This window comes from Salinicoccus jeotgali (genome assembly GCF_055379195.1).
Genome location: NZ_AP043830.1, coordinates 2,070,071 through 2,096,928 on the forward strand (window position 1 = coordinate 2,070,071; position 26,858 = coordinate 2,096,928).

General features: G+C 48.6%; 23 protein-coding genes and 1 riboswitch. Of the genes, 10 read left to right on the plus strand and 13 right to left on the minus strand.

The window, feature by feature from the left end; translation table 11 throughout:
• Nucleotides 1–15: 15 nt before the first annotated feature.
• The gene (locus ACZ43I_RS10685) at nt 16–987 is read right to left on the minus strand and encodes an ABC transporter substrate-binding protein (protein WP_344704366.1); all 972 of its coding nucleotides are present in this window, start codon (nt 985–987) and stop codon (nt 16–18) included.
• Between the two features lie 111 nt (nt 988–1,098).
• Between ACZ43I_RS10685 and ACZ43I_RS10690 the strand changes: the two genes are divergently transcribed.
• Nucleotides 1,099–2,118, plus strand: a complete 1,020-nt coding sequence (locus ACZ43I_RS10690; protein ID WP_344704364.1) for an NAD(P)/FAD-dependent oxidoreductase — start codon at nt 1,099–1,101, stop codon at nt 2,116–2,118.
• Nucleotides 2,119–2,208: 90 nt separating this feature from the next.
• A riboswitch (SAM riboswitch) is annotated at nt 2,209–2,306 on the plus strand.
• An 80-nt stretch (nt 2,307–2,386) separates the two neighbouring features.
• Nucleotides 2,387–3,679, plus strand: coding sequence for a Na+/H+ antiporter NhaC family protein (locus ACZ43I_RS10695; protein WP_344704362.1), 1,293 nt, complete (start codon nt 2,387–2,389; stop codon nt 3,677–3,679).
• Between the two features lie 55 nt (nt 3,680–3,734).
• Here the strand turns inward: ACZ43I_RS10695 and ACZ43I_RS10700 are convergent, their stop codons facing one another.
• On the minus strand, nt 3,735–4,904 hold the full coding sequence (locus ACZ43I_RS10700; RefSeq protein WP_344704360.1) for a M20 metallopeptidase family protein: 1,170 nt from the start codon (nt 4,902–4,904) through the stop codon (nt 3,735–3,737).
• A 19-nt stretch (nt 4,905–4,923) separates the two neighbouring features.
• The gene (locus tag ACZ43I_RS10705) at nt 4,924–6,453 is read right to left on the minus strand and encodes an AbgT family transporter (protein WP_344704358.1); all 1,530 of its coding nucleotides are present in this window, start codon (nt 6,451–6,453) and stop codon (nt 4,924–4,926) included.
• 265 nt (nt 6,454–6,718) lie between these two features.
• Here ACZ43I_RS10705 and glnA point away from each other — a divergent pair, with 265 nt between their 5' ends.
• The 3 genes from glnA (at nt 6,719) to ACZ43I_RS10720 (ending at nt 9,400) form a co-directional block, all read left to right on the plus strand.
• Complete coding sequence (gene glnA, locus ACZ43I_RS10710; RefSeq protein WP_344704356.1) at nt 6,719–8,053, plus strand: type I glutamate--ammonia ligase; 1,335 nt, start codon at nt 6,719–6,721, stop codon at nt 8,051–8,053.
• A 136-nt stretch (nt 8,054–8,189) separates the two neighbouring features.
• Nucleotides 8,190–8,624 (plus strand): MarR family winged helix-turn-helix transcriptional regulator, encoded by a 435-nt coding sequence (locus tag ACZ43I_RS10715; RefSeq protein WP_344704354.1) that lies wholly within the window; start codon nt 8,190–8,192, stop codon nt 8,622–8,624.
• 26 nt (nt 8,625–8,650) lie between these two features.
• Entirely contained in the window at nt 8,651–9,400 is a 750-nt protein-coding gene (locus ACZ43I_RS10720; protein WP_344704352.1) for an SDR family NAD(P)-dependent oxidoreductase, read from the plus strand.
• An 83-nt stretch (nt 9,401–9,483) separates the two neighbouring features.
• Here ACZ43I_RS10720 and ACZ43I_RS10725 read toward each other — a convergent pair whose 3' ends face one another.
• A complete protein-coding gene (locus ACZ43I_RS10725; protein ID WP_344704350.1) occupies nt 9,484–10,143 on the minus strand; it encodes a haloacid dehalogenase type II in 660 nt (219 codons plus the stop codon).
• Nucleotides 10,144–10,272: 129 nt separating this feature from the next.
• Between ACZ43I_RS10725 and ACZ43I_RS10730 the strand changes: the two genes are divergently transcribed.
• Both ACZ43I_RS10730 and ACZ43I_RS10735 read left to right on the plus strand, forming a co-directional pair.
• On the plus strand, nt 10,273–10,779 hold the full coding sequence (locus ACZ43I_RS10730; RefSeq protein ID WP_344704348.1) for a peroxiredoxin family protein: 507 nt from the start codon (nt 10,273–10,275) through the stop codon (nt 10,777–10,779).
• Between the two features lie 181 nt (nt 10,780–10,960).
• Nucleotides 10,961–12,187, plus strand: a complete 1,227-nt coding sequence (locus ACZ43I_RS10735; protein ID WP_344704346.1) for a hypothetical protein — start codon at nt 10,961–10,963, stop codon at nt 12,185–12,187.
• A 54-nt stretch (nt 12,188–12,241) separates the two neighbouring features.
• Here the strand turns inward: ACZ43I_RS10735 and ACZ43I_RS10740 are convergent, their stop codons facing one another.
• Both ACZ43I_RS10740 and ACZ43I_RS10745 read right to left on the minus strand, forming a co-directional pair.
• Nucleotides 12,242–12,853 carry a M20 metallopeptidase family protein gene (locus tag ACZ43I_RS10740; RefSeq protein WP_464761568.1) on the minus strand — a complete coding sequence of 204 codons (612 nt, stop codon included), beginning with the start codon at nt 12,851–12,853 and terminating at the stop codon, nt 12,242–12,244.
• Between the two features lie 30 nt (nt 12,854–12,883).
• The gene (locus tag ACZ43I_RS10745; RefSeq protein WP_344704344.1) at nt 12,884–13,255 is read right to left on the minus strand and encodes a M20 metallopeptidase family protein; all 372 of its coding nucleotides are present in this window, start codon (nt 13,253–13,255) and stop codon (nt 12,884–12,886) included.
• A gap of 395 nt (nt 13,256–13,650) precedes the next feature.
• Here ACZ43I_RS10745 and ACZ43I_RS10750 point away from each other — a divergent pair, with 395 nt between their 5' ends.
• Nucleotides 13,651–14,814: an acyl-CoA dehydrogenase family protein gene (locus ACZ43I_RS10750; RefSeq protein ID WP_344704342.1), complete on the plus strand. Its 1,164-nt coding sequence runs from the start codon at nt 13,651–13,653 to the stop codon at nt 14,812–14,814.
• Between the two features lie 46 nt (nt 14,815–14,860).
• Here ACZ43I_RS10750 and ACZ43I_RS10755 read toward each other — a convergent pair whose 3' ends face one another.
• The 4 genes from ACZ43I_RS10755 to fmdA form a co-directional block, all read right to left on the minus strand.
• A complete protein-coding gene (locus tag ACZ43I_RS10755; protein ID WP_344704340.1) occupies nt 14,861–17,404 on the minus strand; it encodes a heavy metal translocating P-type ATPase in 2,544 nt (847 codons plus the stop codon).
• The gene (locus tag ACZ43I_RS10760; RefSeq protein ID WP_344704338.1) at nt 17,401–17,793 is read right to left on the minus strand and encodes an ArsR/SmtB family transcription factor; all 393 of its coding nucleotides are present in this window, start codon (nt 17,791–17,793) and stop codon (nt 17,401–17,403) included. Before ACZ43I_RS10760 ends, ACZ43I_RS10755 begins: the two co-directional genes overlap by 4 nt.
• 437 nt (nt 17,794–18,230) lie before the next feature.
• Entirely contained in the window at nt 18,231–18,494 is a 264-nt protein-coding gene (locus tag ACZ43I_RS10765; protein WP_344704336.1) for an FmdB family zinc ribbon protein, read from the minus strand.
• Nucleotides 18,494–19,678 (minus strand): formamidase, encoded by a 1,185-nt coding sequence (fmdA, locus tag ACZ43I_RS10770; RefSeq protein ID WP_344704334.1) that lies wholly within the window; start codon nt 19,676–19,678, stop codon nt 18,494–18,496. Before fmdA ends, ACZ43I_RS10765 begins: the two co-directional genes overlap by 1 nt.
• A 209-nt stretch (nt 19,679–19,887) precedes the next feature.
• Here fmdA and ACZ43I_RS10775 point away from each other — a divergent pair, with 209 nt between their 5' ends.
• Nucleotides 19,888–21,267 (plus strand): MFS transporter, encoded by a 1,380-nt coding sequence (locus tag ACZ43I_RS10775; protein ID WP_344704332.1) that lies wholly within the window; start codon nt 19,888–19,890, stop codon nt 21,265–21,267.
• A gap of 43 nt (nt 21,268–21,310) precedes the next feature.
• Here the strand turns inward: ACZ43I_RS10775 and ACZ43I_RS10780 are convergent, their stop codons facing one another.
• Nucleotides 21,311–22,471, minus strand: a complete 1,161-nt coding sequence (locus ACZ43I_RS10780) for an aminotransferase class I/II-fold pyridoxal phosphate-dependent enzyme (protein ID WP_344704330.1) — start codon at nt 22,469–22,471, stop codon at nt 21,311–21,313.
• A gap of 114 nt (nt 22,472–22,585) precedes the next feature.
• On the opposite strand from ACZ43I_RS10780, the gene ACZ43I_RS10785 reads away from it, so the two are divergent.
• On the plus strand, nt 22,586–23,929 hold the full coding sequence (locus tag ACZ43I_RS10785; RefSeq protein ID WP_344704328.1) for a YjiH family protein: 1,344 nt from the start codon (nt 22,586–22,588) through the stop codon (nt 23,927–23,929).
• Between the two features lie 76 nt (nt 23,930–24,005).
• On the opposite strand, the gene ACZ43I_RS10790 is transcribed toward ACZ43I_RS10785, so the two are convergent.
• The gene (locus ACZ43I_RS10790) at nt 24,006–25,277 is read right to left on the minus strand and encodes an amidohydrolase (protein WP_344704326.1); all 1,272 of its coding nucleotides are present in this window, start codon (nt 25,275–25,277) and stop codon (nt 24,006–24,008) included.
• 24 nt (nt 25,278–25,301) lie between these two features.
• Nucleotides 25,302–26,825, minus strand: a complete 1,524-nt coding sequence (locus ACZ43I_RS10795; protein ID WP_344704324.1) for an AbgT family transporter — start codon at nt 26,823–26,825, stop codon at nt 25,302–25,304.
• Between the last annotated feature and the right edge of the window lie 33 nt (nt 26,826–26,858).

A 26,858-nucleotide genomic window follows, 5' to 3' on the forward strand; every position in this document is an offset into this window, starting at 1 on the left:
TACGACACCTGCCCATCATTTTTTCGTCAATTCTTCAACGATGATATCCAACTCGTGCTCAAGTGAGTAGGGATCGTTGTAATAGAATGTCGGAGAATCGAATTCGATCACCTGGTCATTTTGAACGGCGTCGAGATTATTCCACACTTCTGTTTCGCGGTATGCATTATCTGCGCCCGAATCCCCCGTTCCGACAAATATATAATCTCCTGCATATTTCTCCACTTCTTCAGCTGATATCTTTTTCCAGCCTGTCTCCACCACTTCTTCCTGGACCGCTTCAGGGACTTCCATGCCGAGCTCCTGGTAGATGATTTCTGTACCGCGTCCCCAGTTTGTACCATATACATAGATATCTTTGGCAAACTGTTCCATGACTGTGGCGGTGGCACCTTCAGGCACGGCTTCTTCAACTTTCTGTCGGGCTTCCTCCGTTTTAGAATCCCATTCTTCCATCCATTGCTCGGCCTTATCCTCGTTGCCTGTAATGTCAGCCAACTCCTTATGGATATCCAGATAGTTCCACTTGGCATAGTCGATCGGAATCGTCGGTGCCACGGATTTTAGTTTATCGAGGTTCTGATCTGAGTTGAAGGCGATGATCAGGTCGGGATTGAGGCTCATGACCTGCTCGACGTTCCCCTCCTCGACCAGTTCTATATCTTCAGTATAAGGTTTCAGCACTTCACTTTCCGTAACGCGCGAATGTACACCCACTACATTTGCATCCATCTGCATCAAGTTACCGAAATAACTTGTCGCCAAAACGACGATGCGCTGTGGATCTTCAGGTATTTCAATCTCTTCTCCCGCATCGGTCGTATAGGAAACCATCTCTTTACCCTCTGCGCCGGATTCTGAAGTTTCTTCTTTCGCGTCAGATGTTTCTCCATTAGAGGCTGACTCTGAGGAAGCATCGTCCCCGCTTCCGCATGCTGCCATCAGCATTACTATGAAAACCATGAGTAATCCAAGTCTTTTCTTCATATATATACCTGCCCATATCAAATTTTTAAGCATTGAAGATTGATAATCATTCTCAATGACTTTATAATAAATGACCAAGAAGCAAATTTCAACAATCAAGGGTGAAATATTATGAAAATTTCCGACACACTCATAATCGGAGGCGGGCCAGCTGGATTATATGCCAGCTTCTATGCAGGATTGCGCGGTATGAGCGTACAGCTCATTGACCATCACCCTGAACTCGGAGGGAAGCTCAACATCTATCCGGAAAAGATGGTGTGGGATATCGGAGGTGTGGCGCCTGCGCCTGCCGAACAGATCCGCCAACAGATGATAGATCAGGCAAAGACTTTTGATCCGGACATCCATGTGTCGACGACATGTGAAGCAATCCACCAACATGAGGATTATTTTGAGGTGGCTACAGACAAAGGACCGCTATTCAGCCGTACGCTCATCGTCGCTTCTGGCCGGGGCATCTTCTCGCCCGTCAAACTTACAGTTGAAGGCACGGAGTCCGGTGGATTCAGCAACCTCCACTATACAGTCAAACGCCTTGACCGCTTCAGGGGGCGTGACATCCTCATCTCTGGCGCCGGCAACACTGCCATAGATTGGGCAGAAGCACTGTGCAATATCGCATCATCCGTCACCCTGGTCTACCGGAGCGAGGAAATGAAGGGGCACGAGGCGATGATCGCCTCCCTCCATAAGAAAGAAAACCTCCATATGTGTCCACAATGCCAGATCGACGCCCTCATCCCTGATGAGACAACAGAGGAAATCGACGCTGTCCGCCTGTCCAATGGCCTCACGATTGATGTCGACGATGTCCTGGTCAGCCATGGATATGAATCGAACTGCACATTCCTCGATGCACTGGGTGGAGAAATTCCATTAAACGACCACCAGATGATATTGACTGATGACATCGTCGATACACCTGTAGCGGGATTATTTGCATGTGGCGACCAGATCACCTACGACGATAAAGTACACCTCATTGCAGGATGCTTTACAGAGGCGGCACAAGCTGCGAATCATGCTAAGAAATTCCTTCAATCCGACGCACCAGCAGAAGGCATGGTCTCTTCCCATAACGATATATTCAAAGAAAAGAACAGACAGCTCATCAAAAACAGACGATAAAGGCCGCAGGCCCATCGTGAGGCATCAGCCGCACACTATTGACACTCCAACTAAAAGAAGGTAGAGTGGATTAAAATTAAATCGAGAAATTTCTTATCCAGAGAGGTGGAGGGACTGGCCCTTTGAAGCCTCGGCAACACCCAAGGGTCTGTGCCAATTCCAGAAGCGTCATGCTTGAAAGATAAGAAGAGATATCATCGCCCTCTTCTTCTATATGTAGAGGGCCTTTTTATTTTCTCAAACCATCAACCATATGGAGTGATAAATCATGATGAAAAATACCCGGGGCAATCCCCTCGCACTATTGCCGCTGCTCATTTTCGTACTGCTTTTCCTTGGAACCGGCATCGTGGCGCAAGACTTCTACGCCATGCCGATCACCGTCGCGGTGATCATCGCCATCATAGCGGCCATGCTGCTCAAACCAAAAGAACGCCTGAATGATAAGATTGCCGTGCTCACCCGAGGTGCCGGTCAGGAGAACATCATGCTGATGGTCATCATCTTCCTGCTTGCCGGCGCTTTTTCACAAGTTGCAGAGAATATGGGGGCCGTCGACTCGACTGTCAACCTCGGGCTGGCCTTCCTGCCAAGTAGCCTTCTGCTCGTCGGCCTGTTCGTGATCTCCTGCTTCATCTCCATCTCAATGGGTACGTCAACCGGTACGGTTGCCGCTCTGGTCCCGATCGCCGTTGGCATTGCGGGACAGACCGATCTCGCCTTGGCATTGACTGTAGCGACGGTTATAGGCGGGGCGATGTTTGGGGATAATCTGTCCATCATCTCCGACACGACCATCGTCTCGACCCAATCCCAGGAAGTGAAGATGGTCGACAAATTCAAAACGAACTTCCTGATCGTCCTGCCCGGGGCCATAATTACGATGATCATACTATGGTTCATTTCATCCGGCCAATCTGCAGCCGCTGGAAGTGATGGAGACTACAGTCTACTGAAGGTGTTGCCGTATCTTCTCGTCCTTATCATCGCGCTGATAGGCGTCAATGTACTGCTTGTCCTTTTGAGCGGTATAGTGTTTGCCGGAATAGTCGGCCTTGCCGACGGAGCCTATACAGTGACTTCCCTGATAGCTGCCGCCGGCGAGGGTATCGGCAACATGCAGGAGATTGCCGTCATCACGATATTGATCGGTGGCCTTATCGCACTTATCCAGCACTACGGTGGAATCGACTATCTGCTCCACTTCATTACAAAAAGGATCCATACCAGGCGCGGAGCTGAGTTCGGTATTGCCACCCTGGTCAGCGTCACCGACCTGAGTACGGCCAATAATACGATCTCAATCATCATCACAGGGCCCCTCGCCCGCGACATTGCTGATGAGTATGGTGTCGACCGCAGGAAATCCGCCAGCATCCTGGACATCTTCGCCTCAGCATTTCAGGGCGTCATCCCCTATGGTGCCCAGATGCTTGCGGCGGCCGGACTGGCCAGCATTTCCCCAATCGCCCTTATACCGTTCGCCATCTATCCAGCGATGCTGCTCATTTCAGGCATTATAGCCATCGCCATCGGCTTTCCGAAGAAATTGAATGCCTGAAGTAACTGAAGCACCCCCTCCATGCGTCATCAGCGCATGGAGGGGGTGCTTTATTTTAGTGTTTGCCCATGTTCAAGGCGACAAGGACCATCATTTTGACCCCATCGCTGAAACTGTCTTCATCGATGCCGAACTTGGGGTGGTGGTGGGGGTATTCCATATCCTTCTCGCGGTTGCCCGCTCCAATGAAGGCATATGTCCCTGGAATCTTCTGTGAGAAGGCCGAGAAATCTTCTCCGCCCATGGCCATCGGGTATTCAAAGATGGCATCACCGAATTCCGCCACTGCAATCTCCCTGACCCGGTCTGTCATATCATGGTTATTGATGACAGCAGAATACCCATAGTTGAAGGCAAAATTAAAAGTCGCATTGTACATGCTGCAAACTCCTTCGATGGCTTTTTCCATCCGCTCTTTAACCAGCTCCCGTGTATTTCCGTCTATAGTACGGACACTGCCCTCAAGCATCGCGCTATCAGGGATTATATTTTTTGCGGTACCTGCATTGAATTTCGTCGTAGAGATGACCACGGAATCCAGCGGTGAGGTAATCCGCGAAACGATGCTCTGGAACTGGGCGACAATCTGACTGCCTATCACCACAGGATCTATTGCGTTTTCAGGTTGGGAGGCATGCCCGCCGCTCCCCTGAATCTTAAGCTCGAACGTATCTGAATTGGACGTGACTGCACCATTGGTGACGCCAATTTTGCCGGTTGGAATCGGTGTGAACAGATGCTGGCCATAAATGAAATCGAGTTCGTCGAAAAGCCCAGTCGCCATCATTTCCCGTGCCCCTCCCGGCGGCACTTCCTCAGCATGTTGGAAAATCAGATAGATGGTGCCATGCAGCTGATCAACATTTTTGCTCAGCACCTTTGCTGCCCCGAGCAATATGGCGGCGTGGCCATCATGGCCGCACGCATGCATTGCCCCTTCATTTTCAGACACAAAATCGATGTCTTCACGCTCTTCCTGAATTTCAAGTGCATCGATATCCGCCCGCAATCCAATCTTTTTTCCGGGATGAACGCCCTTTATCACGCCGAGGACACTTGTTTCAGTCGGCCGTGATACTTCAATCCCCGCCATTCCAGAAAGGGCTTCTTCAATATATCCGCTCGTCCAGACTTCCTGAAACGATACTTCCGGGTGGCGATGCATCTCCCTTCTCCATTCTTTGACTGCTCCCATGACTGCTTCTATCTCTTGATTGACATTCATTTCATTTCCTCCTTGATAATTATTTTTCAGGCAAGTAGATCGGCCCATCAATGCCTAGAGGGATGCCGATCAAATACCATACGATCAGCAAGATCGTCCAAGCGAAGAATAATACAATCGAATATGGCAGCAATGCTGACAGCAAAGTACCAAGTCCTGCATCCTTATCGTACTTTTGCGCAAAAGCCAGCAGCAATGGCAGGTACGGCAGCATTGGAGTGATCGGGTTCGTAAATGAATCTCCGATCCGGTAGAGCATCTGGGTGAAGGCCGGATCGAAACCAAGCAGCATGAACATCGGGACGAAGACCGGAGCCAGAATTGCCCACTTTGCAGAAGCACTGCCGATGAGCAGGTTGATGAGACCAGCCAATAGGATAAAACCGATGATGAGCGGGATGCCGGAGGCGTTCGCCGCTTCCAGTAAATTCGCACCCTTTATCGCAATGATCGGCCCCAGATTACTCCAGCTGAAATAAGCGAGCATCTGGGCGGCGAAGAAGACTAGCACGATGTAGCTTCCCATCGTCCCCATCGCCGAGCCGAGCATGCCGCCGAAATCCCTGGTCGACCGGATGGTGCCCGCCTTCATTCCATAGACCAAGCCAGGCACAAAGAAGAAGATGGTCAGTATGAAAATGATCGAATCCATAAAAGGAGATTCCTGGATGATTGAGCCTGTCTCAGCATTACGGAAAATCCCATTTTCCGGCAACAGAAAAATCATGAATACAACGAAAGTCAGCAACGCAGAAATATTGGCCCACCGCAACGCTGTAATTTCTTTCTTTTCAAGGGGTTGATGATCAGCCGTCTCCATCCCTTCATATGTACCGAGGCGAGGCACCGTGATTTTCTTGGTTACGATATAGACGATGAACAGCAGGAAGAAAGTCGCAACTGCTGTAAAATAGTAGTTCATCAATATATTGCCTGTGTAATCCGGCGCAATCAGCTGGGCCGCAGGTTCTGTGAACGCAATCGCCAGCGCCTCCGTCATGCCTGGGATGAGGTTGGCGGCAAATGCCCCTAGAGAGGCGGCATAAGCCATGACCAGCCCGACAAAGGGGTGATAGCCAAGCTTCATGACCACCATCGCCGCGATGGGTGGTAGGATGATCGGCGCTGCATCACCGGCGACATTGCCGAGTATGCCGACGAGGATAATGGCCGGGAGTATAAGCGCCTTCGGCGACACTTCGATCGCACGTTTCATTGCAGTCTCAAAGTAGCCTGATTTATCGGCGATGCCGATACCGATCATGACGACCAGCACCATGCCAAGTGGGGGAAATTCACTGAAGTTCGTGATTGCTCCAGTGAATATGCGGACGATCCCCTCTCCATTCAGCAGGTTCACCGCTTGGATCGTTTCACCATCCGCTGGGTTTTCAGCTTCCCAATTCATCATGCCCCCAACGAATGATGCACCGAGGATGATGAACATGAGTATGATAAAGAGCACAATCGGGTCGGGCAACCTGTTTCCGACCCGCTCGACGATATCGAGAAAGCGGCTGAACAGGCCTTTCTTCTGATTATCTTCCATAAAACACCGCCCCTTCAGTTAGAATTTTTGACAATAGTTTCATTATTCCAAATATCAAAGGAAATCACAACGGTTATTTTAATATTCTAAAAATAGATGGTTGAGAAGATAACACCTCGAATATTCGAAGCCCTTTGGTAACCATCAGAATTATTCGATAAAAATTCAGTCTCAATGTTTGGACACCCCATTGTTGAGGTAAACATGTATAGAAACGTGTCGATTGTAAGGTCGGCACCAAATAACATAGGAGTGTGTTAATTTTATGACCGAGTACTCGAGGGAAGATATTCTAAAGATGGCTGAGGAACAAAATGTGAGGTACATCAGGCTTCAATTCACAGATATTTTGGGTCACATCAAAAACGTGGAGATCCCTTCCCGCCAACTGGATAAGGCATTGGACGGAGAAATGATGTTTGACGGTTCTTCCATTGAAGGTTTTGTGCGCCTGGAGGAGTCCGACATGTATCTTAAGCCCGACCTGAATACTTGGGTCATCTTCCCCTGGTCACAAGATGATACTAAGATCGGCAGACTGATCTGCGATGTCTACTGCATTGATGGACAGCCGTTCGAAGGAGATCCCCGTTCGAATTTGAAGCGTGTAGTCAATGAAATGCAAGAGATGGGCTATGACAGGTTCAATCTTGGTGCAGAACCGGAATTCTTCCTGTTCAAGTTGGATAAAGGCGGCCAACCTACAACCGAGCCAAGCGACGAAGGTGGCTATTTTGACTTGGCCGCGATGGATGACGGTGAGGAATGCCGTCGGGAAATATCACGTACACTTGAAGAGATGGGCTTTGATATCGAAATGTTCCACCATGAGAATGCCCCAGGCCAGCAGGAGATCAGTTTCGAATACTCAGATGCAGTCACTACATCCGATAATATACAGACATTCAAGCTTGTCGCTAAAACTGTTGCCAGACGTTACAATCTGCATGCCACATTCATGCCGAAACCAATCGATAACCAGTCAGGCAGTGGTATGCACTACAATGTTTCATTGTTCAAGGATGGCAAAAATGCCTTCTATGATGAGAATGACGAATTCGGTCTCAGTAAAGAGATGCGCCACTTCATGGCGGGCTTGCTCAATCATGCTAGAGGCTATACTGCCGTGTGCAACCCGCTTGTAAATTCCTATAAGCGCATCCAATCAGGCTTTGAAGCACCGCGTTATATCGCATGGAGCGGACGCAACCGTTCACCACTCCTCCGCATACCTTCCACCCGCGGGGCTGCGACACGGGCGGAAGTACGTTCCCTGGATCCTTCCGCCAACCCGTATCTCGCGACAGCCGTCGTCTTGAATGCCGGGCTTGACGGCATCAAAAACGAAACCGAACTCGACACGCCCGTAGATGCAAATATCTATGAAATGACGAAGCAACAGCGGGAAGTCGAAAATGTAGAAGACTTGCCGACGACACTCTACACCGCACTTAAAGCGCTTAAAGAGGATACCGTCATCCAAGAAGCACTCGGTAATCACATATATAAGCAGTTCCATGACAACAAATCACTCGAATGGAAAATATACAGCGCACAAGTCACCGACTGGGAACTCAATGAGTATCTGAAGCATTACTAAAAAAGTGGAAACCGCCTATAAACAGGCGGTTTTTACTTGCATATATATATCTTAGTGCTAAATATCTTACTGATAAGATGATTCATGCTATAATGGAATCAAGGAAGAATTTTCATTTAAAGGAGGATCGTTTATCATGAAGCATTCTACATTTATCGAACTTATCCACATTTCGGAAATGCTGAGCGATAAGGCCGTTGTCCATTATTTGAAGACGTTCAACCGTAACATCAGCGTGTCGCAGATCATCGTACTCAACCGTCTAGGTGAAGAAGGCGCCCAGATGCCCTCTCAACTCGCCCGCGTGCTCGGTTATACTACAGGTGCCATGACAGGCATCGCCAACAAGCTGGTACAGTCAGGATATGTGAGACGCTGTACCCAGGAAGGCGACAGGCGTGTCAGCAAACTCGTTATAACAGACGCCGGCAGAATCTTGTTGGAAGAGGCACATACGCATGGGCTGAAGATGCGGGAGACTCTCTACTCTGTACTCACTGATGACGAACTCAACCAGTATCTCAGCATACAGAAGAAACTGCTTCATCATCTGATGGACGACGACTGTTGAAACTATCATTTAAAAGGAGCTTGATTATGAGACTGAAAGGTAAAGTAGGCATCATTACCGGAAGTGCATCCGGCATCGGACGCGGAATCGCACTTGCTATGGCAAAAGAAGGCGCCCATATCACCATCGTGGATATCAACGAAGAAAAAGGTCAGCAGACACTCGAGGAGATCAATCAATACACTGAAGGTATGTTGATCATCAAAGATATTTCAAAAGAAGAAAATGTCAAATCTGTCGTCGACAGTGTTGTAGATAAATTTGGCGGCATCGACATCCTTGTCAATAATGCCCATGCCTCCAAGCAAGCCATGCTGATGGACACAACACTCGATATGTTCGACCTGTCATTCAATACGGGATTCTACCCGACTTTCCACTTCATGAAAGCATGTCACCCGCACTTGAAGAAAAGTGAAGGCAAAGTCATCAACTTCGCTTCCGGTGCTGGCATCAATGGTCAGCCGACCCAGACCGCATATGCGGCAGCCAAAGAAGCCATCCGTGGCATGACCCGCGTTGCAGCCAACGAATGGGGCCCTGACAACATCAACATCAACATCATTTCGCCGATCGCCAAAACTGAAGGTGTTGAAGCATGGAGTAAGAGCGACCCTGAGCAATATGAAGAAATGGTCAATGCCATTCCATTGCGCCGCCTTGGTGATCCTCAAAATGACATCGGCAAAACAGCTGTCTTCCTGGCGAGTGAAGACTCCGACTACATCACTGGGCAGACGATTATGGTCGATGGTGGTTCCACTAAACTATACTAATTTGAGTTGCCCTAGCTATATATCAGAACCAATAGACACCCCCCATCCGGTTGGATGGGGGGTGTCTATTGGTTCTTCTACATCTAAAGCCACTCAAGTATTCCTTTCAGATCCGTATAGGCCTTCTCCGGCTGTATATCCAGGTTGTCAGGTTGACTGCGTGCACGATTGATCCATGCTGTATGGAAACCAAAGCTTGCTGCGCCCATAATATCCCAACTGTTGGAAGACATGAACAATACCTCATCTCGGGTGACGCCAAGCTGATCAAGGGCGTAGGCATAGGCAGGGGCAGCCGGCTTATATTGTTTTATGCCATCTGCACTGATGACCTTGTCGATATGAGGTTCGATCCGTGAGCCCGAAACTAGTGGATGGATCATATTTGGAGACCCGTTCGAAAAGATGACTCGCTGTACCCCCTTGCATTCAGCAAGCACTGCCTCGACTTCTTCAAACAGCTCGAGGTCCAGATAGGCATCCATCAATCCCTTGATTTCCTTCTGTGATGGCTTTACGCCTTCTGCTTTACAGGCAAACACTAGGGCATCTTCTGTAAGTTCATCGAAAGGCCGGTAACGTCCCATCAGCTGACGCTGGAAAAAGTATTCCAGCTGTTTTTTTCGCCATAATATACTGATTGATTCCCCTTTTTTTGGAAATAGCTTTTCGCAGGCAGTCTTTACGGAATATACGTCATAAAGCGTTCCGTACGCATCGAACACCAATGCCTTTATCATCATAATTGCCTCCTCGAGTATCTTATGATGCACTTCTACCCTATTCTTCTGCCAGAAAACCAACAGGCAGAGTGTTGGACAATAGAATTCTTAGCCATGTAATATGAATTGATAGAAAGGGGCGGAGCAACAATGCCACAGTTTAAACTGAATGAACAATTACCGGACTTCTCACTCGAATCCCTTGAAGGAAAAACAGTGACCTTTTCTGATGTTTTAGCGGAAAAAGGCAACCATTGGCATCTTATCGTGTATTTCCGCGGCTCATGGTGCCCGGCTTGCATGGAAGAATTGGATGAATTCGAAGCAAGCAAAAGCTACTTCGACAAGCAGAACATCAACTTGATCACCATCACGCACGACGACAAAGAAGATCTCGAAAGAATGGTTGACGATCATGGGTTCACTTTCCCGGTGCTCGTCGATGACGACTATGAATTCCTAGATAAATATGGTGTGCACTATCATGGGAAAGATACGCCATATGAGGACCATGGTGAACACCCAGAGCCAGCCTACTTCCTGACGGACGAAAGCGGCAGACTGATGTACCAGCAGAAACAGACGAGCCCATTCGGCCGGCCGCATCCAAAAGAACTGCGTAAAATCATCCAATATATCAGAAAAAACCTAAAATGATGATTGTCCACAGACACCCACCCTAGAGTTTATCCGGGGTGGGTTTTTTCATTGTTCAGTTCCTTAGCCGACCATAGCGGCCAGTCTTCAAAAATGCTAATAAATCATATACATAAAGCATATCTTTTGTCATTATGGTTATATACATAAAAAGAATGTTTAAACGATAGGAGCCGGACATATGGAGAGAATCAGTATCGCATTATTCACAGCACCTGGCATCGCCGGCCGAGTTAGTGCAAATCTTATAGATAATCTGCCCGATATGCTCGAATATTACATTACAGATGAATATGAGTGGTATATCGATTATCAGGAGGATATCCTGACCGGAGGAACGAACGATTCATACAAGGTAATAGAAGCTGTGTCGGATAAGAAAGACCAGGGGGATTGGGATTACGCCATCGCCTTGACTGATCTGCCAGTTTTTGAAGACGAGAAACCGGTGGTCGCCGAAGCATTGAGAGATAAAAATGTTGGCTTCATCAGCCTACCGGGATTCGGATTCACCAAAATGGAGAAACGGGTACGGGAAGCTATATTGCAGCTGGTGAATGAGATCTATTATGGTACATCCGATTCATCACGTGAAGAGGCGCAAGAACATATCGACTCGAAAGGTCCACAGAAATACGATGCGCTGCGCAATAAAGGTTCGCGCGAACTTATCGGAGGTCGATTGTTCGAACGTTTTTCTCCCCTTATCCGTGAAAGGCCTGTCGAGGAAGATGCTGGGGTTGCCGTCCGCTATACCGTCAAATCGCGCATGAGCGGCATGCTCCGAATCATTTCTGGTATGGTTTTCGCTAATGAGCCTTGGAAGATGTTCCCTTCATTCCTGAAGATACTGATCATCGCCTTCACAACCGGGTCATATGCCCTAGTATTTCCAACCTTGTGGAAATTGAGCGATGAGTACAGTGTAGTTCGCCTTCTCCTCCTAATGTTCGCAGCCGTTCTAGCCCTTGTCGGATGGATTATCATGGCCCACCAGCTTTGGGAGAAGAAAGATGAAAATAACAACAAATTCATACGCAAAATGAACAATGCTTCGACTTTCTTCACATTGCTGCTGACTGTACTGATGTATTATGCGCTGCTTTTCGTCCTATTTTTAGTGACCACCTTCATGCTGGTTCCGCCAAGTGGGCTCGAAACCCAATTATCGCGCGACATCACCATCTTCGATTTTCTCATCATCGCCTGGACTGCAGCCAGCATCTCGACCCTCATCGGGGGACTCGGTTCCGCTTTCGAAGACGAGCAAGTTGTTCTGGACAGCACATATGGCTACCGGCAGCGCCAGCGCCATGAAAAGATCAAAAAGCAGCGTGAGAAGGAAAAAGAAAAGGAAAAAGCACAACGTGAAGAATATGAAGGTGAAGATGAAGACGAAAATAATTAATGTTCTCCCTGACCATAGCGGAATGTACCCAGCTGATGGTTGGGGATTTTTTTATCACTTACCTTCCTTCAATGTCCGGAGTGTATCCAGGGCGACTTCTGTCATGCCTTCGATTCCGTAGGGAATCGCATCTTCATTAAACCTGAATGAAGGATTATGAAGTGGTTTCTGGGTATCCCCTGTTGAACTCCCAAGCCAGTAGTATACACCTGGATAGTTCTGCAGAAATCTGCTGAAATCTTCTCCCCCAAGGCTCGGCTTGAGATCAGGCAACGCTTTTTCACCGTATAGACCAGAAAGCGTTGTATGGACTTGACCCGCCCATTTACGGTCATTCACAGTCGCCGGGTATCCGTCAAAATATTCGATTTCAACCTCTGCCCCCATAGCAGCCGAGACATTCTCCACAACTTCAAAGAATCGCTTCTTGACTTTATGCTTCATAGTCGCGCTTTGAGTACGGATTGTGCCTTCCAATAAAGCGGTTTCAGCAATGACATTATATTGTGATCCAGCATTGAATTTGCCGATTGTCACGACCGCCGGATCGAAAGGATCCGCATTCCTGCTGACTATCGTCTGGATCGCTGTGACAATCTGGTTGGCCGCCGCTATGGCATCTGTGGTGTCATGGGGCATCGCAGCATGGCCGCCTGATCCCGTCACTCTTATCTTAAAACGATCAGAGTGACGGGATCAGGCGGCCATGACACCAAATTCACCTGGGGGCAACTGTGGCCAGACGTGCTGGGCGATCAGCACTTCCGGTTTGTACTCGTCAAACACCCCGTCATCTATCATGCGCTGCGACCCACCAGTCGGGGACTGCTCTTCAGCAGGCTGAAAGATCAGCAGGATGGTACCTTCGATTTCTTCTCTTCGATTAAGCAGATTTTTGGCGGTGCCATAAAGCATCGCCGTGTGGGCATCATGGCCACATGCATGCATTACACCTTCTTTTTCGGAAGAGAATGGTTCCCCTGACATTTCCGTTATAGGCAATGCATCAATATCTGCCCTGAGTCCAATGACCGGTCCAGGCTTCCCCCCTTCAATAACCCCAAGCACACCGGTGCCGGCATAGCCCCATGTATACGGCAGGCCAATGTCATCGAGTCTTTACCGGATCCGCCTCGATGTTTCATGCTCCTCGCTGCTCAGCTCTGGATTGCGATGCAGTTCACGCCTGAACGCTACTACCTCTTCTATGATTTCTGGATCGATTGTCATTGACATCCCCACTTTACTGAAAAGTCTGTATTATTTGATAATAATATCATATTTTGATCTATTCGCAAACATTCCATCTTCGTGACAAGACACCTTTGAAATATTTGTATGCACCAAGATAAGAAAAATGGAAGAATAAGCAAAGCGCTTTATTTTATTCAATTGAGAAGTACAATGGTAGTATGATGAATTAAATCTTACTAGCAAGGTATGCTTTATAGGAGGCGCATTATATGGATACATTGCAAGCATTAGATCAAAGTAGCCGCCTGGCTCTGACTCGTGAGACCGCCAAGCGATTCAGGGAGACATCGCGGATGCATGATGAAAACATCAGCTTTCCTTTCGAGAATTTTGAAGCGTTGAAAGAAATCGGGTATCACAAATTATCCATCCCGAAAGAATATGGTGGCGGAGGCATTTCGGTCGAGGAACTGATGCAGCACCAGGAGATCATCGCCCGTTATGACGGTGCCACTGCACTGGCCATCGGCTGGCATATGGGCATCATCATGGACATCGGTGAGAAGCGTGCGTGGGATACGGAAAAATACAGACGCGTCGTCCACGATGTTTTAAATGACGGGGCCCTCGTCAACAATATTGCCACAGAACCGGCGACCGGCAGCCCGACGCGCGGAGGCAGGCCCGAAACCACAGCACGGAAAAAGAATGGCAAATGGATCCTGAACGGACGCAAAACATTCGCCACGCTGTCCCCGGCACTTAAATATGCCATAGTCAGTGCAACAATCGAAGGTAGTGATGAGGTCGGCAACTTCACCGTCGACACTGCCCTCGAAGGCATTACAGTAGATGAAACATGGAATTCGATCGCCATGCGTGCGACCGGCAGCCACGACCTCCTGCTGGAGAATGTGACAGTCGAGGAAGATGACCTCGTATCCTACCGAACACCGGGTAGGAAGCAGCCAGCTGGATGGCTGCTCCATATACCCGCTTGCTACTTGGGCATCGCACGTGCGGCACAGCGTTCTGCTGTACAGTTCGCCAAATCCTATTCGCCAAACAGCATTGAAGGCACTATTTCAGAACTGCCGAACGTCCAGGAAAAACTTGGCCGAATTGAATTGATGTTGATGGAAGCAGAGCATTTCCTCTACTCCGTCGCCAGACAGTGGGACGAAAGTGATGAGGAGATGCGTGCTGAGATGGGTGGTACGCTCGGTGCGGTCAAGACATCGGTTGTGAACAAAGCGGTCGATGCAGTCGACCTTGCGATGCGTGTCGTCGGAGCAAAGAGCCTGTCAGAGGACAGCGACCTACAGCTGCATTACCGCAACGTGCGCGCCGGCATCCATAATCCACCAATGGACGACATGGTGATGATCGGCCTGGCCAAAAGCAGCATCAGCAAGATCAATGAAGACGATTAAACACAAAAAGGAGAAAGCCGTCGGCTTTCTCCTTTTATATTTCCAACTATTTCTGTCTGAGCAGGCGCATACTGTTTAATATGACAATGAGTGCTGCGCCCGTGTCACTCAACACTGCCATCCAGAGCGTCAATATGCCTGGGAATATCAATGCCAGTGCTGCGAATTTCGTCAGCAGTGAGAACCAGACGTTCTGTTTGATGATGCGCAATGCTTTCTGGCTCAGGCTGATAGTGTGCGGCAGTTGTTCAAGGTTATCTGCCATCAGCACGATATCTGCTGTCTCCATTGCAGTGTCCGTTCCAGCACCGCCCATGGCGATGCCGAGATCTGCGGTTGCGAGTGCTGGCGCATCATTGATGCCATCCCCGACCATCGCAACGAAGCGTCCTTCATCCTGAAGTTGCTTCACAGCTGAAACTTTATCTTCAGGCATCAATTCTGCAAAGTAGCGGTCGATGCCTGTCTCATCCGCAATATTTTTTGCGGTTCCCTGGTTGTCCCCGGTCAGCATGACCATTTCGCTCATGCCCATGTTTTTGAGTTTCTCTATCGACCGGACCGTGATATCGCGGATTGTATCAGCGACTGAAATCAAGCCGAGTGCTTCTGAACGCGTCCCCACTACGACTAGAGTATTACCTGCAGCCTGTAATGTATCGATTTGCTCTTCCATATTGCCGAGCTGTACACCCATCTCCCTGAATAACTTAGGGTTTCCTGCAAAATACTCCAAACCGTCTATCGTCGCTTGGGCACCCTTACCGGCTATGGTTCTATAATCTTCGCCAGGCTTAGTGCCGATATTTCTTTCTTCAGCATAGTCGATGATCGCTTTGGCGATCGGATGGGTGGAATGTGCTTCTATCGTGCGGGCGATGCTGAGAAGTGTCTCAGAATCTTTTTCGAAAGAAACGACTTGGGACACTTTCGGCTGTCCTTCAGTCAATGTACCTGTCTTGTCGAATGCAATCGCCTGAATGGCTCCTGCCTTTTCAAGGAATGTGCCACCTTTAATCAGCACACCGTTCTTCGCTGCATTACCGATCGCCGAAACGATTGCTACAGGTGTCGATATGACTAGGGCACATGGACAGGCGATGACAAGCAGTGCAAGTCCTTTATAGAGCCATTCACCCCATGTTCCAAACCCAAATAGCGGCGGTCCGACCATTACAAGCAATGCAAGAATGAAGACAATCGGTGTATATACGTTCGCAAACCGGTCAACAAATGCCTGCGTCGGGGCTTTCTGCTCCTGTGCCTCTTCGACTAGGTGGATGATTTTGGCAATCGTCGTGTCCTCAACCAATTTCGTCACCGTGACTTCTAGCGAGCCACTTTCATTGACCGTCCCTGCGTAGACAGTATCCCCCTGCTCTTTATCGACAGGGAGCGATTCACCTGTAATCGGTGCTTGGTTGACACTCGAAGAGCCTGCCATCACTTCACCATCAAGCGGCATCTTTTCGCCCGGCCTTATGACGATGACGTCACCGACATCAATCTCTTCTACAGGTTTGGATATAAGGGTGTCCCCACTTTTAACATTCGCTTCCGATGGTGCCAAATTGATGAGTCCACGGATGGAATCTCGGGTCCGTTCAATGGATCTGTTCTGCAATGTATTTCCTAAAGCAAACAGCCACACGACCATCGCACCTTCAAACCATTCGCCGATAAGCGCGGCGCCAATGGCAGCTGAAGCCATCAGAACGTTCATATCCAATGAGCCACTCTTGATGGCATAGTATGCACTCTTGACTGGTTTCACTCCACCAATGACGATGGCAGCTGCATAAAGCAGCGTCACTATGTTTTCTGGCGTACCAGTAAACGATAATATGAAACCAAGAATCAGGAAAGTACCAGATAACGTGGTCGTCAGTACACTTTTTCGTTTTACGGCAGAAGTTTCACTTTGCCCTTTTTCCTCCAATGATGCATCGAACCCTGCCCGCTTCACTTCTTTGATGATCTCCCGCGGCTGCAGTGAGTGGTTGACATGCATTTTACCGGTGGAAAAGTTGACTTTCACCTCTTCAACGTTCGGGTTTTTGCCGAGATGCTTTTCAATGGTCATCGCACAGGAACCGCAATCCATCCCTTCCACCTTATATGTTTCAGTGCCGCGGCCTTTATTCAGTTGCGCCGCTTCAAAACCCAATTTATGGACTTGCTTGGGTATTTCATCATGGACGCTCGGTCCGTTCGCCGCTACTGTCATTTTTCCGGTGCTGTAATTAATCTGGACCGATTCAATGTCCGGCCTTTTCTTCAAGCTTTTCTCTATGGTTGCAGCACAAGAAGGACAGTCCATCCCCTCGATGCGGTATTCTACAGAACTCAGAGGAGCAGCAGATTCTCTCTCTAAAGCTCCAGCACTTTTATCGTTTCCAGAACTGCAGCAGCTCGAGGTGCTCTCACTCGCTTCCGGAGTGGAAGAACAGCAGCTGGATGTTTCCTCAGCCTTTTCTGCAGTAGATGAGCAGCAGTTCTTTTCTTCTAGGCTTTGCTCTTTTACTTCTGTCGCCCCTCCGCTGCAGCATGCTGAGTTTTCTGATTCACGCTCTTTCAGTGCCTGCTTCATCTGTCCGCCCCCTCTTTAACTGCTTCTTCATTCGAGTGCACCAGGGCGATTGAAATCAACTGGTGCACGTGGTCATCAGCCAATGAATAGAATACCAGCTTCCCATCCTTCCGGCTTTTGGCTATATTCATGTTTTTTAAAAGCCTTAGGTGATGTGAAGCAGAGGCAGTCGTCGCCCCGATGATATTCGCCACATCACAGACGCAGAGCTCCTCTTCGAGAGTAAGTGCATAGGCAATCTTCATACGCGTTTTATCCGCCAGCGATTTGAAGATCAGTTCTACACCCGCCACCTCTTCGACACGCGGCTGAATGCGGTTGACCAGCGCTTCATCATAACAGAATGTTTCACATGTATCGGGTACTGCTTTATTTAAAGTATCATTCATGTCCACACCTCATTCAAATGATCGTTTGATTATATTTTAATTGCATGCAGGAAAGGTGTCAATGAATATATTCAAATGGATGTTTGAATGATTTATGTGCGTAATAAAAAAAACGACCCCATAAAGACTGGAGTCATTTCAGACAATTGTTCAATCAAAGCCTTGTTTAATCTCTGCCGTGGCCGCGAGCAGCGTGGATACGTGGGACTGCACCATTTCATCACTGATACCTAAAAGAGAGGGGATGTTAACAAAACATCAAGGTGGAGATTAGAAATTTTGTGTTGTTACTTAAAAATATTGTAAGCGATACTATCCGACTTCCTAGTAGTACTTTTAAGTCTGTGCTGTTGCTCTTATATTTTCAGATAAAAAGGAGAAGCTTAAGAGTCTTCTCCTTTTTATCTACTATACTCTCCTATCTCATATATATTGCTTCACATCATCCAAGGCCTCGGATTCCTCTCTCCCTGCCTTTTATTGCGTTGCGGTAGTTCTGTCTTCTTTACAACTTTTGGCGTCATACCCTGCTCGATATGCCTTGTCACTTTAGCGTCGAGGTAACTTGTTCTGAATACTTGGAACACCCTTTTACTTTCGGACCCACACTCAGGACACTGATCGCCCGCAAGGTCTTCTGTGCTCCGCTTCCATGTTTCATAGCTGCCGCATGTCCTGCATTCGAATGTATATCTTGGCATCAGTCGAGCTCCGGAATGATGCTCTGATCGAATATTTCTTTTGGAAGCGACAATGTACAACAGGCGTTCGGAATGTCCACAATGCCTGCAACATGGCCTTGGACGGGAGCGGAGCCAAGCAGCATATAAGCCTGTTCGCCGGTAAAGCCCAATGTCTTCAAATATTCGATCGCATTCAGGCATGCGTTGCGATAGGCGGTATTCGCATCCAGATATTCCTGTGTTCCGTTGAATTCATTGACTGAGATGCCTTGGAATACGAGATATTCATTGTAGTGCGGCATCACCGGCCCTGGCTGGAACGCAGGGTTCTTTTCGATTTTATGCTTCTTCATGCCGCCTTTGATGACGTTCACTTTAAGTTCAATCCATCCTGGCATCTCGATGCCCCCGCAGAAGGTGATTTCGCCATCCCCTTGGGAGAAATGCAGGTCGCCTACAGATAGTTTGGCGCCTTCTACAAATACCGGGAAATAGACTCTAGACCCTTTTGAAAGATTCTTGATATCACAGTTCCCGCCATTCTCTCGTGGTGGCACCGTTCTCGCTCCTTCTTTGGCCACGCGGTCATAGTCTTCCCCCTTCAATGTGCCGAGGACGGTCGAATCAGCATCTGGAAGATTGGCAAGTGGTGGCACACGTTTAGGATCTTTATCAACGAGCTTCTGCTCGCGCCTGTTCCATTCATCCAACAGCTCCTGCGACGGCGCCACGCCGATCAGGCCGGGATGGATGATGCCCGCAAATTTGACGTTCGGCACGTGCCTCGATGTCGCATAGATGCCTTCAAAATCCCAGATGGACTTTGCTGCTTCTGGATAATGCTCGACCAGGAAACTGCCTCCGTTTTCTTTAGCGAATATGCCGTTGAACCCCCACTCGTGACTGCTGAATGTCCCAATATCCAAAATATCGACGACAAGAAGGTCACCGGGTTCCACGCCATTGACATGCACCGGACCGCTTAATACATGCACACGCTTCAAATTCACCTTCTCGATATCTGAAGGGTCGTCATCGTTACTGATCTGGCCATCCGTCCAATCTAGACATTCCATCTTGAAAGATTCACCAAGTTCGACTGAAAAAGCTGCCGGGATATCCGGATGCCATCGATTATGGCCGGGGTGCTTCTGTTCATGCATCTTCTTTGATAGGTCAATTTCAAAAATCTTCTTTGACATTTTAAAACCCCCTGATCATTATTAGAAAGCGATTTCACATGCAATTGTACCATTTTAAGAAACAATATTCCATATTATTTACAATTTTCACCAAATAATTCGCTTCCTATAATTTACGATTAGACGGGGATATTTCCACTCTGTTTTGACCATCACTCCCCTCTATGCAACAATGAATACAATTATTGATGACGGACGGGGTGGCCTGCATGGCAGAAGATAAGATACAGAGTAAGGGCGTCGTTGCAGTAATCATCTCTGCAGCATTTCTGCTCACTTTCAACCAATTTCTATTGATTACAGCTTTCCCGACGATAATGGAAGAGTTCAATATCAATGCGACTGAGGTCCAGTGGCTGACGAACGCTTTCATCCTTACGACCATCATCTTCATCCCGATGTCGGGCTACCTGTCGACCAACTTCTCTTCAAAGACGCTGGTTATATTCTCGCTCAGCTGTCTGCTTTTGGGCACGGCTGTCGGTGGCTGGTCGCCGACTTTCGGTGTTCTGATCGCGTCGCGGATGATCCAGGCAATCGGCGCAGGCATCATATTGCCATTGATTCAGACGATCCTGCTCATCGTCTTCCCCTATCATAGGCGGGGATTCGCCATGGGATTGCTCGGAGCCGTCACCAATATTGCTCCCGCTTCAGCCCCATCGATTTCAGGCATCATCATCGACTATCTGGATTGGCGGTCCCTCCACTGGGTGCTTCTGCCTTTTATCGCCATCACTTTCATACTCGCACTGCTGCTGATGAAGGACGTGCTCGAACAGAACAAGTCGAAGCTGGACATCCGTTCGGTGATCTTATCCGCGCTCGGCTTCTCTTCCTTCATATATGGCTTGAGCAATATCAGTGTGTACGGATTCCTGAGCCCATTGTCGCTTATCCCTATGATCATCGGTATTTTAGGCATCCTGTTCTTCAGCAGCCGACAATTTAAGATCGCCACGCCAGTAATGAACCTGGAGTTGTTCCGGAACAGGACGTTCACGCTCGCCATCATACTGATATTCATCAATATGATGCTGCTGTTGTCGACTGAGACGATCCTGCCCATGTTCGCCCAGGATGCACTCGGCACAAGCGCATTCCTGTCCGGATTCCTGCTCGTTCCGGGCACGGTCATCCTGTCTGTCATGACTTTCATTTCAGGTAACCTATATGACCGCTACGGTGGTAAGCGTATCGCGATGATCGGCTTTTCGTTCACAGCTTTGTCCCTCATACTGCTGAACACCGTCGGTATGATGGATTCGCCCTACTGGATCATGGTTCATTTCTGTCTATTCATGACCGGTTTCGGTCTTACCCTCATGCCGCTTGTGACAGTGAGCATGTCGGAACTTGGCGGGTCGGATATTCCGCACGGCTCCGCAATCGTCAATACGGTGCGCCAATTCGCCATGGCGTTTGGCATCATCATATTGACTTCGATCATCAGCATCACGGTATCGCTGGTGGATGTGCCATATAATGAAGGGACATATTTGGGCACTTCCTATGCCCTGGCTGTGATGGCGGCCTTGGCAATACTCGGTTTAAGTCTGACATTCCTGCTCAAAGAGCAGCGCCAATAAAATTACCCGCCCCCCGGCAGGTCTCCGGAAGGCGGGCAATTCTTTATCGTGCTTCACGCATTTTAATGTATTTTTCCAATCTATCTGCCGCTTCAGTCAATTCTGCCATGCTGCAGGCGAATGACAAACGGATATGGCCTTCCCCGAACTCGGAGAATGAGCGACCAGGAACTACTGCCAGCTGTACCGTTTCGAGCAGGTCCGTCGCAAACCTGAAGGAATCCTCATCATATTTGCTGATGGATGGGAAGATATAGAACGCACCGGTCGGTTTTGAGACTTCCAATCCCATATCAACGAGTCTCCCGTAGATATAGTCCCGTCTTCTAATATAGGCTTCATTCATTTCTGCTGGTACGTGCCGTTGGTTGCGCAAGGCTTCTATCGCGGCGTATTGGCTCGGTATCGCCGCACAGATCGTATTGTAGAGGTGCACAGTGATGACCTCTTCCATAATGTCGCGATGGCCAACGACGTAGCCGATTCTCCATCCTGTCATCGCATGGGATTTGCTGAGTCCGTTGACGACCAACACCTTGTCCTTGATGTCCGGATAGGCTGCCATGCTGGCATGCTCGCCTTCCAATGTATTTTCAGCATAGATTTCGTCGGTAATGACGAATATATCATGTTGTTTGAACATCTCCGCCAAGCGATCGACCTGTTCTTTTGTATAGGTAACACCGGTCGGGTTGGTTGGATAGTTCAGGATGACAGCTTTTGTCCGTGCAGTGATGTTCGCTTCTATCGCTTCGGGCGTGGCAATATAGCCGTCAGCCGTGGTATCGATGAATTTCGTCACCCCACCGCTCAATTCAATGATCGGTTCATAGCCAAGATAAGTCGGGGCAGGAACCAGCACTTCATCCCCCGGATCCAATATGGCGCGCAGTATGGCATCGATGCCCTCACTGCCGCCGACAGTGACCAATACTTCACCATGTGGATCATATTCACCGCCATACTTCTCCTTGTAGTAGCTGCTTATCACTTCCCTCAGCTCAAGCAGCCCCGTATTATGGGAATACCTCATTTCTTTGGTGCTGATCGCTTCGATGGCCGCTTCCTTGACGGATTCCGGCGTGCTGAAATCCGATTGGCCGAGCGTCAGATCGACCGCATCTGGAAATTCATCCACCCTGTTTGCAAACTGTCTCGTGCCGGGCACTTCTATGTGCTTCATATGCTTATTCGCCTGTGGCATGCTATCCCTCTTTCAAAAATATTCACCTATGCATTATAACAGAATATATGGACATTTTCGACAATTTAAATTATCATTGGAGGCGCTACCAATTTATACATAAGGGGATATCTCATGAATTTTTCAACTCAGACTAAAGTAAAAACGTGGACGGTTTCCATTCTTGCCTTGCTATTATTCATTGTTCCCGTCTATGTCAACGACCAGTGGACCATCATACTCGGTATCTTTGCAGATTACATATTGACCGGACTTGACGGGAAAATTGCGGGCATCCTGACGGTCATCATGACCATCTTCTTGTTGATAACCTTCTACGCCACCTTGATCAACCGCAACAGCTTCAAGAACTCTCCGAAACTGAGGGATATCTTCGTCATCAGCTGGCTGTGGTTCCTGCTGCGCGTCATCGGTATACTTTTTGCCATCATGACAGTGACGGGTTTTGGTCCGGAGGCAATCACCAGTGACCTGACGGGCGGCACGATGATGTTCAACCTGGTGCCGATACTCGCCACTTGGCTTCTATTGGCCGCCTTCCTCATGCCTTTATTGATGAACTTCGGACTGATGGAATTTGTCGGGACGTTTTTAGAGCCCGTGATACGCCCATTATATAAAGTGCCGGGCCGATCCTCGATCGATGCACTGGCTTCCTGGATGGGCAGCAGCCCGGTCGGTGTCATGATCACAACACAGCAGTATGAGAACGGTTTTTATACAAAGCGTGAAGCATTGAACATTGCGACGAACTTCTCAGTGCTCTCCATACCGTTCAGCCTTGTCATCGCGACCTTCATCGGCATCGAGGAGTACTTCCTCCAATTCTATTTCACGATGGCAGTCGCATGTATCATCACAGCCTTTGTAATGGTCAGAATACCCCCGTTATCAAGACGTGAAGATACTTACTATGAGGTGACGGGCAAACAGATCGACGACCGCGGATATGAAGATACCATGCTCAAGACAGCCACCACACGCGCCTACAGGAGGTCAGATGAAAGCGATGGCGCCAAAAGCATCGTACGCGACGGCTCCATCAACGTCATTGATATATACGGTGGACTGATCCCTGTCGTCATCGCCATCGGTACGATGGCCCTGATCGTCGCCGAATATACACCTGTATTCGAACTGTTGAGCTACCCGGTCCAGTTTTTCCTGTCGCTCATTAATGTTCCTGAAGCAGCGGCAGCCGCTCCCGCATTCATCATCGGTGTCACCGACATGTTCCTGCCGTCAGTTATAGGTTCCGGCATCGAGAGCACATTTACCAAGTTCCTGATCGCCGTAATGTCACTGACGCAGATCATCTACTTCTCCGAAGTGGGTGCGCTACTGCTCAAGTCCAAGATTCCAGTTTCAGTTTGGGAACTCCTCATGATCTTCGTGTTGCGTACAATAATATCATTCCCAATCATCTATATCTTCGCATGGCTATTTGTAGGCATGTAAAAAAGTACCCTGTCGGGATATCCGGCAGGGTACTTTTGCGTTTTAGCCATAAAGGTACAATCGTCACGTGATCATTTTATTGTCCAGAGAGTTCCACAGCCGATCTATACAGAACTTCTACAGCAGAAATCATGCTGCCTTCATTGATGTCGAATGCTTCATTGTGATGGCCTGCTGCAAGCTCGGTACCGAAAATGCAGTAGGTGGCCTGTCCGCCGTTTTGTTGGACAGCATTGATGAAGAAAGTCGCATCTTCAGATCCTGAACTTGCGTCGCTCTTCATTACACTGTGAAGTCCTTCTGCCTCCGCAGTTTCTTTGAGTACCTGGGCTATTTCAGACGAACATTCTGCACTTTCCCCTTCTCCAACGAGCTCGATATCGTATTCTGCCCCATGCATCTTAGCCGCCCCTTCAATGATGGCCTGGGCTTGCCCTTTGACATGGTTATTTATTTCAGATGTTTCACCACGCGTCTCGATTTTCATTACGGCATGGTCGGCGATGATGTTGCGGCCGCTGCCCGCATGCAGCTCGCCGACATTGATACGGGTGGCGCCATCAGAGTGCCGCGGCACCGTATACAGATTTGTGGCGGCATTAGCCGCGGCCAGTAGGGCATTTCGCCCCTCTTCAGGCCGACTCCCGGCATGGGAGGCGATGCCGGTAAAAGTGACATCCATCTTAGATGTCGCCAAGAAACCATTATTTGCGGCGATGAAATGTCCATCCGGTACATCCATTCCTATATGCGAAGCGATGAAGTAATCGACACCGTCAGCGACACCAGCTTCGACCATGGAGCGCGCGCCTCGTGTGCCTTCCTCTGCCGGTTGGAATATTATTTTGATGACACCCGATAATTGATCTTTCTGGCGCATGATTTTTGTGGCCAGTCCCAGACCAATGGCTGTGTGGGCGTCATGGCCGCACGCATGCATGTTGGACGTAGTCGATCTGAAATCTTCTGCTACAGGCACATGACCCTCCGCCGAAGTCTCAGTAATCGGCAGTGCATCCATATCTACCCTGTAGGCGATGATCGGGCCTTCCCGTCCGGTTTCGAGGGTCGCCACAATACCTGTGAAGCCTTCGGAAACTGCATCAAGGTATTTGGGCACTGCGCCATTCTCCTTGGCCCATTCCAGATGTCGATGGGTTTCTTCAGCGCCAGGTTTACCCATGCAATAATCGGGGGCCATGACTTCATTTCCAATCTGAATTGTGTACCCCAACGTTTCAAGCATATCGGCCACAATGGTGGCAGTACGCATCTCAAGAAAGCCAAGTTCCGGATATTGGTGGAAATCACGGCGCCACCTCACCAGTTGTGCTTCAAGCTGTTCCATTTCATTTTCCTCCCTTTATATTCATTACGGTCTGTTTTCCAAGTATGTGCTGACCCCCGGCCCATATGGTATTCCTATGAAATAAAATACAGCAAGCAGTATGATCCACACCACAAGAAATGCGATGGAATAAGGCAGCATCAACGAGATATATGTGCCGATGCTTGCATTCTTGTCATACCGCTGCATGAAGGCAAGGATGATGACCATATAAGGGAAAAGCGGGGTGATGATGTTGACGGATGAGTCGGCGATACGATAGGCGACTTGTGTAAAGGCTGGATCATAGCCGAGTTGCATGAACATCGGCACGAATATTGGTGCTTCGATGGCCCATTTGGCAGAACCGGAAGTAATCAGGAAATTCATCAGACCGGTGAAGATGACATATCCGACGACCAAGCCGAATCCAGTAAATTCGATGTCCCGCAGGAATTCAGCACCATTGACGGCTACCCATGTACCGAGATTCGACCAATTGAAATAGGCGATGAACTGGGCAATCGCAAAAACCAGCACAATATAACCGGCCATGTCCTTTATGGATTCCGTCATATAATAGGTGATGTCCTTGCTGGACTGTATCTTTTTTGTGACCAGACCAAAAGCTGTACCGATGATGACGAAGAATATCAGAATCAATGGCACGATACCGTCGATTAATGGTGATGGGATTATGCTCCCACCTTCGCCCCTTAGCGGACTATCCGGCAGCATGACGACAGTTAGGATGACTGCAAAATATAGAAGCCCTGCTATCAATGCAGCGAAAAACCCTTTTTTTGCGTTCGGAAGCTCTTCTGCATCTTCGTCTTCCAAAGCCTCCCCCTCATATTTGCCAAGACGCGGTTCCACGAATTTCGATGTCAACAACCCGCCTACAAATGTCAAAAGAAAGACAGAAACTATATTGAAGTACCAGTTATCCACCGCCGTAACGACAATATCTTCGTTGATGATGGCAGCCGCTTCGGTCGAAATGCCTGCAAGCAGGGCATCTGTACCGGCAATGAACAAATTGGCGGTAAATCCGGCGCCAGCACCGGCAAAGCCGGCCGCAAGACCTGCCAGTGGGTGTCGGCCGACCTTATAGAATACAAGTGCTCCAAGTGGCGGAATCAGGACGACAGCAGCATCAGAAGCTAAGTTACCCAAAATACCTGTAAATACCACTGTATATGTAAGTAGGAATGGCGGTGATTTCAAAATTGTCTTGCGGATTGAATAATCAAGTAGTCCAACCTTCTCGGCAAGCCCAATACCAAGCATCATTGCCAGAACCAGCCCAAGTGGTGCGAATCCGGTGAAGTTTTCAAGCATTGATGTCAGGATGAACTGAAGGCCTTCGCCAGATAACAGATTCCGGATCGGAGTATCTTCTCCTGTACCAGGATGGATGACTGAAGCCCCAGCCAGACTGAATGCGTAGGAGATGAAAATCATCAGGACTGCCAACCCGATGAACAGCATGAATGGATCAGGCAGTTTATTGCCGACCCTTTCTATTATATCCAGCAGTTTCGAGAAAAACCCTTTCTTCTTTTCCATGATACTCTGCACCTCACAACTGTTTTATTTTAT